Source organism: Natronorubrum aibiense (assembly GCF_009392895.1).
Classification (GTDB): Archaea; Halobacteriota; Halobacteria; order Halobacteriales; family Natrialbaceae; genus Natronorubrum; species Natronorubrum aibiense.
The window spans coordinates 170,056-183,505 of the sequence record NZ_CP045490.1 but is presented as its reverse complement, the minus strand read 5'-3'; the positions used below and the strand labels follow the sequence as shown (position 1 = coordinate 183,505).

Genomic DNA, 13,450 nt, shown 5'->3' with positions numbered 1-13,450 from the left:
TTTCTCGCCTCCGTCACGACGGATAGTTTTCCGGCGGAACGAGCAGTCGTTGACACGAACACTGCCCGAAATCCCAGCCGATACGTGCAGCGTGCTGCAACGAAGCACTATAATTCCAGATCTAAGTAGGATATAGATGCTGAAAGCGTTTCACGACTATCGTGACAGACAGCTGAACGTACATGCGCTCGGAATCACCGTTTCTCTCGCCGGCGTCCTCGTTATCGCTCCGATGTTACCAGAGATTATCGATGAGTTCGACATCACTCCGGCCGTAGCCGGGGGATCGATCTCCTTCATGTGGGCGTGTAACGCTCTCGCGCAGTATCCAGGAGGTCGCTACTCCGAGCGACTTACATCAAGTGTGGTATTGCTCGCCAGTCAAGGATTGATGATCGTTGGATTCCTCTTGCTGATGTTCTCGAGTGCGTTTTGGATCTTCATTGCTGGTCTCGGCTTCATCGGGTTTGGCTACGGAATGTTCGAACCAGCAGGAATCGTACTCATTCGGGACCTCTTCGAGGAGAACCGTGGTCACGCATTTGGCATTAGAGATGCGGCTGCCAACTTGGGGAGTGCACTCTCGGCGGTACTAGCAATCACTGTCGTTGGTGCTGCCGCGTGGCGTAACGCGTTCTTGCCAGTCGTCGTGTTACTCGGGGCTGTAGCTGTCAGCAGCCATCGACTCAACCGTGAGTCGTATGCTGTCTCGAGAGTGGCGCTCAACATCCCGTCAGTCTGTGCTCGATTGTTCCGATCCCGAAAGACGTATGCGAACCTGTTCGTACTGGCCGTTTTCAACTTCATCTGGCAAGGCAGTGCGAGTTTTCTGCCGACGTTTCTTCGTGTTGAAAAGTCGTTTACAACGTTCGAGGCGACGGTTGCGTTCGCCAGTATGTTTGTCATCGGAATGCTCGTCACGCCGGTAGCCGGTGTGCTTTGCGAGCGGCGAAAACCCGTCAACCTCGGACTCGGTGCAACGGGGTTCGGAATCGTCGGTCTCGTCGTGCTGATTGGCGCAGAGTCTCTCATTGGACTCGGCGTCGGGTTGTTCATCTTCGCTGTGGGATTGACAACGATTTGGCCGATCATGTACGTCTACTTGGTCGAGACACTGGCCAAGCAGACGATGGGTACCGACCTCGGAGCACTCCGTGCAGTCTACTTCGCCATCGGTAGTCTCGGTCCAGCATACGTTGGCACTGTCGCCACGCGATTCGGGTACACGGACTCGTTTGCTAGTCTGTTGCTCTTTTTTATTCTCACCGCGCTGGCGTTGCTCTGGATCGCACGCCACTGACCGGAATCGCGATTAAACGGCTGTGCTCCATGGCGGGTGTACCATCTCCGTTTGGAGAGGCGACTGATCACTTCTCGATGATTTGCTACTCTCGGAATAGCTTTGTAGCCCGATTACATTATTACAGTATGGCGATTGTAGCCGCAATCGACGATTCGGAGGGAGCAGCGACCGTTCTCGAAGAAGCGCAGACGCTCGCAGCCGACCTCGAGGAGGAACTGCATGCAGTTCACGTCCTCAAGCGTTCGGAACTCGTCGACGTCCTCGAGAAAGACGTCAAGGGACAGGACCCGATCGAGAACTATGAGGCTCAACAGATCGGAGAGTCCATCGTGTCCCGAGCGTTAGGAGAGTCGACGTTACCGGACCCGACGGTATCAGTGCGTGTCGGAGATCCCGCAACCGAGATCACGGCGTACGCTGAGAAGCAGGATGCACGCTACGTCGTCATCGGTGGACGGCAACGGTCGCCGACCGGAAAAGCGCTGTTCGGAAGCGTAACGCAAAAAGTGATCTTCGACTCGCCTGCGCCAATCGTTAGCGTCGGGCTCGAGTGAGCGACTGATAACGCATCTTTCGGCAGACGCCTTTTAAAACAGTTCCCCTCCCACAGAGTGTCGACGAAATAGATCAGAGAACTGCTGAGCGAGCGGAAACGTAGCTTAGTCGTCGGCCCCTCCCATCCAACTGGGACGTCGCTTTGAGAGGTAACCTGCAACCGTCTGCTGATCCGTATCCTCACGGTCGTCTTTGCTGTAGCGTTCGGTCAACAAGACCGGGTTCGTCTGCTCGAATTCGATGGTAAGTCCAACGACACACAGCCCGATGACGAACGCGATGGGGAACCCGAGGAGGACGACAAAGTTCTGGAGCGTGGCGAGACCACCGGTGATGAGCAACAGGGAGGAGAGTAGTCCCACGAGCCCGCCCCAAGTGACACGGTTGATCGTCGAGGGATGCTCACTCCCGTCGGTAGTGAACATCGCGAGGCTCAGTGTCGTCGAGTCGACGGTCGTGATGAGGAACGTGAGCACAAGCACCAGATAGGCGACGGCGAACACGCCACCGAAGGGCATGAGCGTCTCGAACAGCGGGAAGGCAACGACTTCGCGACCTTGTTCGAACACGATGGTAAGCAAATCAGCGGAGCCGCTCGTCTGAACCCACAGCGATGATCCACCCATGACAATGAACCAGGGGAACGAGGCTGCGGTGGTTCCGATGATTCCCGCGAAGACGACCTGACGAATGGTTCGACCGCGGCAGATGCGGGCAATGAAGATGCCGATCATAGGCGCGAACGAGAACCACCAAGCCCAGTAGAAGATCGTCCAGCCACCGACCCACTCAACACCGTTCGCTGCGTTCGCGTAGAGGCTCATACCGATGAAATTGTTAACGTATCCGCCGAGTGCCTCCGTACCCGCATTGAGCAAGAACGCCGTCGGGCCGAACACGAACGCGACCAGGAGAAGGAACAAGAAAAGATACATATTGAACGTCGAAATACGACGAATGCCGCGTTTGACACCCAGGGCTGCGGAAGCGGTGAATCCAACTGTGAGGCCGACGGTCACAAGTATCGTCCCGAGATCGCCGACCTCGGCGCCGTAGTTGTAGGCGACCCCGCCGAGAAACTGGGTGACGACGAACCCGAGTGAGACAGCGACGCCGCCCACTGAGACGACGACCATCAGGAGGTCAAGCGGTTTCACCCAGTTCTTATCCAGGTTCTCAACGCCGATGAAGGGCGCGAATACGGTCGACGGTTTGATCGGAGCCCCCTTGCGGTGGACGTAGTAGGAAATCGTCACGCCGACGATCAGGTATGCCGACCACGGGGAGATACCCCAGTGGAGCATCGTATACTGAATTGCGTCGGGAACGATGGCAGCACTCTCAGCCTCGGAACCGAAAAACGGCAGGCCCGAAGAGTAATGAAACAGCGCTTCCGCCGGGCCGTAGAAGACCAACCCAGTCGAGAGCCCCGCAGAGAACAACATCGCGAGGAACGAAAAGTACGAAAATTCCGGTTCCTCGTCGGGACCGCCTAACTTGATCTTGCCCCACGGCCCGACCAACAGCCACAGGCAGAACGCGACGGCGAGAAACATCGCCCAGAGGAACACCCAACCGAGCTCACTCCAGAGGAAATTATTCGCGCTCGTGAGGAACTCTCCTGCGACATCTGGACGGGCAGCGATGTATCCGATCGCGAGAATGGTGACGATCGCTCCGCCGAGGAAAACGAACGGATCGATCTCGTCGCGGAAAGCAGCGATACCGCTCTTGGGATCAGTACTCATAGGTACACCACCACTATCCCCTGTTCGACCTCCACGTCGTACGTCTCCACGGGCGGCTCGTCTCCCTCGAGAGTGGCCTCACAACCCTCACAGCCGCCATCAGAAGCTGTTTCACCGTCTTTGGCCGGCTCGACTCGAGCCTCGAAGGTCTTGGCTTTCACCTCGTGAGGATTGAAAACCGACTCTCCCGTCGTGACGTCGAACTCCCACCCGTGCCACGGACAGCGAACGACCTGTCCCGGCCGAACCCAATCGTACTCACCGGGGCTGTCAGATTCCGTGGTGCCACCGAGTTTGCCCTCACTGAGCGGTGCGCGCTGGTGTGGACAGTCGTTTTTCATCGCGTAGTACTCCCCGTCGACGTTAAAGATTCCAACCGAGAATCCGTCCAAGGTGACGATACGTCGCTCACCAGCGTCGAATTCGTCGGCCGGACAGATCTCGAATCGTTTTTTGGTCATCGGAGTTACTCCAGTTTACTGCCGTCCGTGGGCAGATCCCACAGCTCGGCTGCATTCTCGTGTTTGATTGCTCGCTCCATGTCGTCATCCATCGGCGGCAGCCCCCACGTCGGATCGTCGCCATCCCAGTGTGGATAATCCGACGCGTAGACGAGCATCTCATCCGCGTGCATCATCTTCAGGATTTGGTCGTGGAACTCCGGTCGTTCGGGTTCCTCGACGGGTTGACTCGCGAACCAGACGTTGTTTCGAATGTAGTGGCTCGGTTTCTCTTCGAGCCACGGCACCTGCGACCGCAGCCCTTTCCAGTTTTTATCGAGCCGCCACATGAAGTGGGGGAGCCACCCGTAGCCGCCTTCGATGAACGCCCAGCGGAGATCGGGATACTCGACGAGGACTCCTTCGGTGACGATCGATGCGAGCTGCCCCATGTAGTACGCACCGAGAAGCGTATGCCACTCGATGTAACTGTTCGGATGGCCGGCACCGGTCGGCGGATTGCTCGTTCCGTGCCCCTCCGAGAACGGATGGATCGCCATCGCGAGGTTCTTTTCTTCGGCAGCCTCGTACATCGGCCAGTACTGAGGTCGACCGTAAGGAACTTCAGCACCACCGGGGAGCAACACCTGACGGATTTGCGGATGATCGCCGTACTCACGGATGAGGTCTGCGGCTTTCTCTGGCGCTTTCGGCGCAACGTACAGCGATCCGAGAAACCGATCGTCGACCGGGAGAACGTCGTTGACCAGCCACTCGTTGTACGCCCGCGCCAATTCGTTGGCGTAATCGCGGTGTGGAAGCGCTGCGAGGTTGAACCACGAGTTTCCGGTTAATACCGCGTAGTCGATGTCGTGTTTTTCCAGGTGGTCATCGACGATTTTCTGGAGATCAGATCCCGGTTTGTTACCGTCGTCCGTCTGTTCGTCCTGCCGGAGGAACTCGCCAGGATTCCGGTACAGAAGTTCCGGAAGCACTAGGCCGTCATCCTTGTATCGCTCAGGTAGGTACTGAGCGATTGCTTCGTCATCCGCCCATCGCTGGTGTATGTCCGCGTCAACCAACGTCAGCTCCGACTCGGAGCGACGGTCCGTTCTCGTCCCCTGCGTATCTTGTGCCATAGATCCACATAGATATACAATAACAACCCCATATAAAGGTTATTGTACTCGAGCTAACTGAATCGTTCGTAGAACGCTTCAATAGCCCGTATTCGGCTGAATCCGATCTCGAGCGCAATTTAAACGAGGGGTAATTCGTTCGGGATTGTCGAACCGACATTCGATATTACTTCTGGTATTCACGATCAGCGTGGAGGATCTCGGGCCGTACGTGATTTACTGGAGCAACAGATTCGACAATTCCGAATGTATATATGTGATGCCACTGATTACCATTCTATGGATGACGAAGCGAATCGGCCGATCAAGGCGCTGTTGACGATGGACGATATCATGACGGCGCTCGAGAGCGCCGGCGAGAGCAACGTGACAACGCTGGCTGAGGAGATCGACAGACCACGGAGCGTCGTTCACGACTACCTGAGTACGCTCCGTCAGCTGGGATACGTGATCCAAAATGACCGTGGCGCGTACGAACTGAGTCTCCGGTACATGGAACTCGGTGGACGTGTCCGCGACAATGTGGCTCTGTACAACGTCGCGAAGCCGGAAGTGAATCGTCTCGCTGAGCAATCCAGTAGCGAACTCGTTACGCTGTCGGTCGAACAAAACGGCCTGTGCGTCGCACTCGACGTCGTCCAAGGCGAGCAAAGCATTTCGTACGATTTTACCGACGGGACGCACTTTCATATGCACTCCTCGGCCGTCGGCAAAGCGATCCTCGCGGAGTACCCGGCCGAACGAGTGACTGAAATACTCGACAGACATGGGATGCCTGCCCGCACGGAAAACACGATCACCGATCGAGACGAACTCAAAGATGAACTCGAGGAAATCCGAAAGAACGGCGTCTCGTTCGACCGCGAGGAGTACAGAACAGGGATGACGACGATATCGACCGTTATCGAGGACTCAACCGGGACTGTGCTGGGCGGCCTCAGCGTCACCGGTCCTGTGCAGCGACTTCAGGAATCCGACGTCGAGGAGGAACTCCGGAACAAACTCCTGTCCACGACCAATATAATCGAGCTGAACTACAGCGCCAGATGACGTACGCGTGTATCGTTTCGTAACACGGTCTCGATCACTTCGGTTAGAGGGGGAATCTATTTATGATGGAACTAGCGATTATACACATAGATGGCAGTCCAACAGCGCAAGAACTACTGTAATGGAGAGTGGATCGAATCGGACTCTGAAGAGACGTTTTCGGTAACCAATCCGGCCGACGGATCGGTCGTCGCGCAATTCCCGAAGGCAACCGGAGCCGACGCCGAGCGAGCAATTCAGGCGGCTGTCGGTGCGCAGGATGCGTGGGCAGAAACGCCCGGGCCAGAGCGCGGTGCCGTACTTCGCCGTGCTGCCGGATTGCTCGAAGATCGCGCCGAGGATGTCGCGAAGACACTGACGCTCGAAGAAGGAAAGACACTCGCAGAAGCGACCGGCGAAGTCCAGCGTGCCGTCGACATTCTCTATTACTACGCCGAGAAAGCCAGTGATCTCGCAGGCGATGCGAAGGCATCGAGCGATCAGAACAGTCGTCTCCGAACCGTGATGGAACCCGTCGGAGTCGTCGGACTCATCACACCGTGGAACTACCCGATCGCCATCCCGACGTGGAAGGTGGTACCGGCACTGGCAGCCGGCAACACCGTCGTACTCAAGCCGGCGTCCCAAGCCCCGACCGTCGCTCACGAACTCGCCGACTGTCTTGACGAGGCTGGGCTTCCTGACGGCGTCCTCAACGTCGTGACCGGCTCCGGAAGCGAAGTCGGATCGACGATCACGTCTCACGAGGCGGTCGACGCGATTTCGTTCACCGGAAGTTCGGCAGTCGGAGAGCTCGTCCGGGAGTCGGCTGCCGAAACAGGGGCTCGAATCCAGTTAGAGATGGGCGGGAAGAATCCAGCCGTTGTGATGCCAAGCGCAGACATCGACGAGGCCGTCGACATCGTCGGCGCCGGTGCGTTCGGCGTCACCGGTCAGGCCTGTACCGCGACCTCTCGAGCCATCGTCCACGAATCGATCTACGATGAGTTCGTTGAGCGACTCGCTGACTACGCGAACGATATCGAAATCGGCCCTGGCCTCGAGGCCGAGATGGGCCCACAGGTTTCGGCGTCTGAACTCGAGAGTACGCTCGACTACATCGAGATCGGGAAAGAAGAGGGCGCAACACTTGAAGCGGGCGGTGATGTCCCTACTGTCGACGGTGACGGCCACTACGTCGAACCGACCGTATTCAGTGACGTCGAGTCGGAGATGCGGATCGCCCGGGAGGAGATATTCGGTCCGGTCGTTGCGGTTATTCCTGTCTCTGATTTCAAGGAGGCAGTCGTCATCGCGAACGACAGTCAGTACGGGCTCGCCGCGAGCGTCATCACGGAAAATCTCTCGGAGGCCAACCGTTTCATCGATAAAGTCGAAGCCGGCGTCGTGAAGATCAACGAGAAGACCACTGGTCTGGAACTGCACGTCCCGTTTGGCGGCACGAAACGCTCCTCCAGCGAAACGTGGCGGGAGCAGGGAGACGCCGGGCTCGACTTCTACACGACGACGAAGACGGTGTACCTCAACTACTGACGAACGAGAAGTGGCGTCGTTCGAGCGACTGTTGAATCAGTTTTTTCTTCGAAGGCGATTTTCACAGGGAGTATCGACAGCTATCCGCGCACCGGTCTGTAGAACAATCGTTCTATGGGACAGAACGAATAGAGACAGCACCACTGAATCAGTGCATGTAATTACACACATACCGCTGTAAAATTCGATCGTAGATCGAGACTCGAGGAGAACTCGATACGCTCAAATTCCCTGTAAGAGAGGTAAAGTGAGCTAAGCGTTCTGTCTGGCAGAACACGTATTCGGGATCAACTACAAGTACTACTAGCGAAACTATCTCCAATATGAATCGCACGAACGCCCCCATCGGAACGGTCGAAACGCTTCTATCGCTGGTAGAGTATCTCGAAGTGAACGGTGAGGCAGGTGTAACCGAGATTGCCAACGCTGTCGACGTTTCGAAGAGTACTGCCCACAATCATCTGACGACGCTCCGGGAAAGAGGGTACGTCGTAAACGAGGACGGTCGATATCGTCTTGGACTTCGATTTCTTCGCATCGGCGAAACGACTCGGATGCGAACGGACTTATTCGAAACTGCACGACCACAGATCGAAACTCTCGTCCGGGGTACGGAGTTGGTGGGTAATCTCGCCGTCGAAGAACAGCAAAAAGGCGTCTATCTGTACCGATCTCGAGGGAGCGATAGCATCCGATTTTCGACGCAAGCAGGAGAGATCCACGACTTGCACTGTACCGCCACTGGAAAGTCAATTCTCGCTCACGTCTCGTCGGACCGATTTGAGGAACTCTTCGACTCGATTGAACTCGTCGAGTACACGGAACAAACGATCACCGAAAGAGACGAACTGCTTGACGAGCTCAACCAAGTTCGCAAGCACGGTGTCGCGTTCGATGAAGAAGAGTACGGTCGTGGACTTCGGTGTGTTGGCGTTCCAGTATTTGGTCCTGATGAGACAGTAGTCGGCGCCGTCAGTCTCTCGGGCCCTGCAGCCGACATGACTGGAACCTGGTACCGAGAAACCCTTCCTGATCAGTTACAAGCGACGAAAAATAGAATTGAAGTGAATCTTCATGACTACTGACGAAGATCCTACCGTATATCTCGCTTCGCTTATCACACGCTATTGATCAAACGTAACCTTTTGCAAGTGGTTAATAAACCTAACAATAGTTGTTAACTACAACTCCAATTTAAATGTTGTTGGTATGTAGCCAAATATAGCATTGATTACAACAATAGTGTATTTCTCATGATATTTGTATCTGAAGTTAGGATCGTGCCGTTCACAACTATTATTCCAAATTTGGTGCCACCAATGTGAGATCTGGCGTCGTGATAGCCATTACGTATTTTTCAAAAAAGCAGCCTTTACCGTTGATTCTGATCACTTAGACCGTTATAAAAGAGATTTATTCGACAGAAGATCGATTATGGCCGCCAACAACACTGCTCGCCGTCGAGTCGGATTGAGGCTTCACCAACTGTGACGTCCCCCGAACGCTGACTAGAATCGAAGTGTAAATCGGCTTTCTGGATCGTGACAGACAGTCGCTTACCCTCGTTTTTGGACATCTAGATAGTATTTTGATAATCAGAATTGGCGCCGATATATAAACTTCTATAAAGTTTCCACCACTCTGTAAAAGGAGATTGGGTTGACGATGTGAGTGTTGGAGGTACGTGAATTCGACAAGAGGCCGGTTGAAAATTCCACGTCTCATTCCGTTAACCTACTTTGAACACCGCCCAAAGAGTGGCGGCAGTTCTATAACGGTCGGGCGTTGGACTGCGTATAGATGACTTCATCTGCGAACCGTGTCGGATTTCTATTTGACGACGAGTTGTCGCCGGAACAGCAAGCAGCACTCGAGTGGTGTGAAGCGACGGGCATCGACGCTGAGCCGGTGTCACTCGCCGACATCGCAGCAGGAGCTGAAGCGCTCGAGGCGTACGACGTCTGCTGGTGGCACCGGACCGAGTCGCTCGAGTCCGTTGCCAAGCTGTCCGACTGCCGAGAGGCGTTCGATACCTATCTCCGTGGTGGAAACGGCCTCTTGCTCTCGCTTCGGGCGCTCGAGGCCGTCTCGACGCTCGGAATCGATCCCGTCGCCCCGGACGTATCCACCGTCGAAGATCCGACAACGACGACAGGGCTGCTCGTCCAGGCGGCGTACGACGAACAGCCTGTTTTCGCCGATTTGAACGGGCTTCGGGTTCCGACGCGGGTGCCTGACGGTCCGCAACCGTCCGCGCGATACGAGGCGATTCTACCCGAACGCGGCGTGCCGCTTTCGAGTACGCTGCGCGAGGACCGTGAGGCCCCGCACGAGGTCGCGCTCGTGGGGTGGCAGATGGGTGCTGGCGACGTCGCCGGCCTCGGCACGGCAGTGCAGTTCGAGGGGCCGACGACCGACGAAACGGCAGCGAATCGAAGGCGACTCCTCGAGAACCTCCTTGGCGTGCTTTCGGCCGACGACCAGCGACTCACAGACGGGCGACCGGAAGACGCAACCGCACTCTCACGCCGCCGAGCTGCACTGGCCGACGATCACCACCGGCCGCAGTATCACCTCTCGCCGCCGGCGAACTGGCTCAACGACCCAAACGGCGTGATCCAGTGGAACGACGAGTATCACGTCTTCTACCAGTACAATCCGGGCGGACCCTACCACGGAACGATCCACTGGGGCCACGCCGTCAGCGACGACCTCGTGACGTGGGAAGACCGACCAGTTGCACTGACACCCTCACCGGACGGTCCCGATCGGGACGGCTGCTGGTCCGGCTGTGCCGTCGACGTCGATGGGACGCCACTGATCCTCTACACCGGTGGTCGCGGTGACTTGCAACTCCCCTGTCTCGGGACGGCGACCGACGACGACTTGTCCGTCTGGGAGAAGTCGGATGAAAATCCGATCATCGACACGCTTCCCGAGGAGCCGCCACTGCGATCGACCGAGCACTGGCGTGCGGAGTTCCGGGATCACAGCGTCTGGCAGGCCGACGATGGAACGTGGCACCACCTGATCGGCTCCGGGATCGAAGACGGTGGCGGGACGGCGCTGCTGTATACGAGCGACGGCGACGAACTGACTGACTGGGAGTATCAGGGACCGATTCTCGTCGGCAACCCCGAACGCGACGGCCATATGTGGGAGTGTCCGGAACTCCTCGATTTCGGCGAGCGCCAGCTTTTGCACATCTCGAACTATGAGGCAGTCCGCTACTACCTCGGTGGCTACGACGCCGACGATGGTGCGTTCGACGTCGATCGGACCGGACTGCTCGACCACGGATCGTTCTACGCGCCACAGTCGCTTCGTGACGACGACGGCCGGTGGCTGATGTGGGGCTGGGTGAAACCGGAGCGGGATGCGAGTGCCCAGTGGGATGCAGGCTGGTCGGGGACGCTGTCGCTCCCCCGGTTGGTCGATCTCGACGCCGGCGGTCGACTCCGCCAGCGGCCTGCCCCCGAACTGACCGCGCTGCGAGAGGCACACGTTCACGAAGAGACGGCGACGCTCACCGACGAGCACCGATCGCTCCCCGTTACCGGACGCGCACTCGAGATGCGTGCAGAGGTTCGGATCGACGACGCCGACGAGTTCGGGCTGGTCGTTCGACAGTCACCCGACGAGGAAGAAGAGACCCTGATCAGATACACCCGCGAGAGCAACGTCGTCGTCGATCGAGCCGCCTCGAGTGTCGACTCTCGAGTCTCGGACGAACCGGTGTCGATGCCCGTCACGCCGGTGGACGACTCGCTCTCACTTCGGCTGTTCCTCGACGGTTCCGTCCTCGAACTCTTTGCCAACGACCGGCACTGTCTCACCACCCGGATCTACCCGACTCGTGAAGACAGCAACGGTGTGTCACTGTACGCAGCAGGCGGCACAGTCACACTCGAAGCGCTGGATATCTGGCAACTCGGCAGCGCTTGGCCAAATCCGGAGTAACGCGACTTAGCGACGCGCGTCCCCGTCGCCGTATGTGGTTTTCGTGCGATCATTTGTATCGGCTACGTACTCCGCCAACAGTCGTGGCAAGTCTTCGTCAGGGAGTGGAAGATGACCGTGCTCGAGCGCTCCGAGAAGCCGTGTCTCGTCGCTATTAGCAGTCAACCGAAGCGTCGGGGCGAGCGTCCCGCCGAAGCGTCGCTGCTGCTCCGCTGGCGGCAGGTGAGCGACGTCGTCGAGCGACAGGCCCTGCAGATCGTAGTAGTTGAAAAAGCTGCTGACGAGGATCTCCTCGCGGTGCGGATACGCGAGCCACGAGTACGTCTGGAAGGGAGCATCGGCCGGATTGGTAACGACGAGCCCCGAGCCGTTCAGCGGGGTGTACTCGCCACGAAGCGAGTCGGCAACGAACCCGTAGAGTGCATCGTACCCCTCGAGACCGGGTTCGAACGTGTGCTCGTGACTGGAGATAAACAGGTAGTAGCTGCCGTCCTGGACGATCACGTGCGGTCGCTCGAGTTCCTGGTTCGTTCCGACGGCCTCGAGCAGCGGCGCGTCTAGTTCCCACTCCGTCGGATCACCGGACGGCGACACGGCCACACCGACGCTGCCGTTGAAATCGAGGGCGTCGCGATCGACGTCGAACCGGGCCTCGCGGTCGGGATCCGGAATCGGCGTGTTGGCTTCGAACAGCAGGCAGGTCTCGCCAGTTTGCGGGTCCTCGAAGAACCACGGATCTCGGAAGGTGTAGATCATTCCCCGAGACTGTGCTTCGCGTTCATAGTGCTCGCCGTCTGGCTCGAGCAGGATCTCGTGATCGAACGGACCCGTGATCGAGAGTCCATCCCCGTCGGTCGTGATCGTGCCCCCGGAACCGACCGCGATACGTTGCGTATAGGTCAGTTCGTCCTCGCCGCGTGAGCCGGCTGCGGTGTAGAAGAAGTAGAGTTGACCGTCGTCGTAAAGCGCGGAGCCAGCCCACTGTCGAGAGCCGAACGCTGCTCCGTCCTCGAAGACCGGCCCGCCGCAGGTCCAGTCACGGCCATCGGTAGAGTAGAAGTATCGAAGCGTCGCCACGTCGTGGCGCTTCCCCGGCAGCAACGCCGCCGGCGCGGTCAGTGAGAGGATGACGCGATAGCCATCGATCTCGGCGATCGAGCCATCGCGGTTCCGGAGTAGCCAAGTATCCCAGATGTGCAAGTCGCGATCGGTCTGTTCGTCTGGTGGGTAGACGATCGGTGCCACCGTCTCGTCGGTCCGCCTGATCCCTGCAGCCTGTCTGCGCGTCCACTGTGGGACCGCTCGTGCGTCTCGGTCAGCCCATCTTTCATCGAGCATATCACGAGGTGGGGGCCATTACGAATAAATAATTTTGATTTACAACACAGGTTGTTAATCAGTTTTCGAGTTAGTCTGGACCGGTGTCGACAGGCGATCACGAACGGGAGTTGCAAACCGAGACTACACAGAAGTCGAGCCTGTTGCGTAGGAACCAGCGATTTCTCAGCCGACGGTGAATCGACGCTCCCACGAGCAACCGCTGTCGCAATCGTTTCTCGAGTGCCGTTGAAAAAGAGCCGAGAAATGCGGCCCCGTTAATCGACCAGCGCACTCTCGCAACCGCGCCGACTGTGGCGACTGTGGTGAGTTCGCTCCGAATCCGGGTGTGATCAGCATCTCGACAAACACCGAGTACGAGGGCCAGTCTCAGTTCGATCGATC

10 protein-coding genes are annotated in these 13,450 nt (G+C 57.6%); 6 read left to right on the top strand and 4 right to left on the bottom strand.

What is annotated here, in order from left to right:
* Window positions 1–136: 136 nt before the first annotated feature.
* Both GCU68_RS19355 and GCU68_RS19350 read left to right on the top strand, forming a co-directional pair.
* Window positions 137–1,300 (top strand): MFS transporter, encoded by a 1,164-nt coding sequence (locus GCU68_RS19355; protein WP_152944275.1) that lies wholly within the window; start codon window positions 137–139, stop codon window positions 1,298–1,300.
* Between the two features lie 128 nt (window positions 1,301–1,428).
* Window positions 1,429–1,857, top strand: coding sequence for a universal stress protein (locus GCU68_RS19350; protein WP_152944274.1), 429 nt, complete (start codon window positions 1,429–1,431; stop codon window positions 1,855–1,857).
* Between the two features lie 105 nt (window positions 1,858–1,962).
* Here the strand turns inward: GCU68_RS19350 and GCU68_RS19345 are convergent, their stop codons facing one another.
* The 3 genes from GCU68_RS19345 to GCU68_RS19335 are packed head-to-tail and all read right to left on the bottom strand — an operon-like array spanning window position 1,963 to window position 5,185.
* Entirely contained in the window at window positions 1,963–3,606 is a 1,644-nt protein-coding gene (locus GCU68_RS19345) for a BCCT family transporter (RefSeq protein WP_152944273.1), read from the bottom strand.
* Window positions 3,603–4,067, bottom strand: a complete 465-nt coding sequence (locus GCU68_RS19340) for a Rieske (2Fe-2S) protein (RefSeq protein ID WP_152944272.1) — start codon at window positions 4,065–4,067, stop codon at window positions 3,603–3,605. Before GCU68_RS19340 ends, GCU68_RS19345 begins: the two co-directional genes overlap by 4 nt.
* A 5-nt stretch (window positions 4,068–4,072) precedes the next feature.
* Window positions 4,073–5,185, bottom strand: coding sequence for an amidohydrolase family protein (locus GCU68_RS19335; RefSeq protein WP_152944271.1), 1,113 nt, complete (start codon window positions 5,183–5,185; stop codon window positions 4,073–4,075).
* 279 nt (window positions 5,186–5,464) lie between these two features.
* On the opposite strand from GCU68_RS19335, the gene GCU68_RS19330 reads away from it, so the two are divergent.
* The 4 genes from GCU68_RS19330 (at window position 5,465) to GCU68_RS19315 (ending at window position 11,728) form a co-directional block, all read left to right on the top strand.
* A complete protein-coding gene (locus GCU68_RS19330; RefSeq protein ID WP_161991531.1) occupies window positions 5,465–6,235 on the top strand; it encodes an IclR family transcriptional regulator in 771 nt (256 codons plus the stop codon).
* A 90-nt stretch (window positions 6,236–6,325) separates the two neighbouring features.
* Window positions 6,326–7,768, top strand: a complete 1,443-nt coding sequence (xacF, locus tag GCU68_RS19325; RefSeq protein ID WP_152944269.1) for a 2,5-dioxovalerate dehydrogenase — start codon at window positions 6,326–6,328, stop codon at window positions 7,766–7,768.
* 323 nt (window positions 7,769–8,091) lie between these two features.
* A complete protein-coding gene (locus tag GCU68_RS19320) occupies window positions 8,092–8,853 on the top strand; it encodes an IclR family transcriptional regulator (protein WP_152944268.1) in 762 nt (253 codons plus the stop codon).
* Window positions 8,854–9,568: 715 nt separating this feature from the next.
* Window positions 9,569–11,728, top strand: a complete 2,160-nt coding sequence (locus GCU68_RS19315; protein WP_152944267.1) for a GH32 C-terminal domain-containing protein — start codon at window positions 9,569–9,571, stop codon at window positions 11,726–11,728.
* Window positions 11,729–11,734: 6 nt separating this feature from the next.
* Here GCU68_RS19315 and GCU68_RS19310 read toward each other — a convergent pair whose 3' ends face one another.
* Window positions 11,735–13,066, bottom strand: coding sequence for a glycoside hydrolase family 68 protein (locus tag GCU68_RS19310; protein ID WP_152944266.1), 1,332 nt, complete (start codon window positions 13,064–13,066; stop codon window positions 11,735–11,737).
* Between the last annotated feature and the right edge of the window lie 384 nt (window positions 13,067–13,450).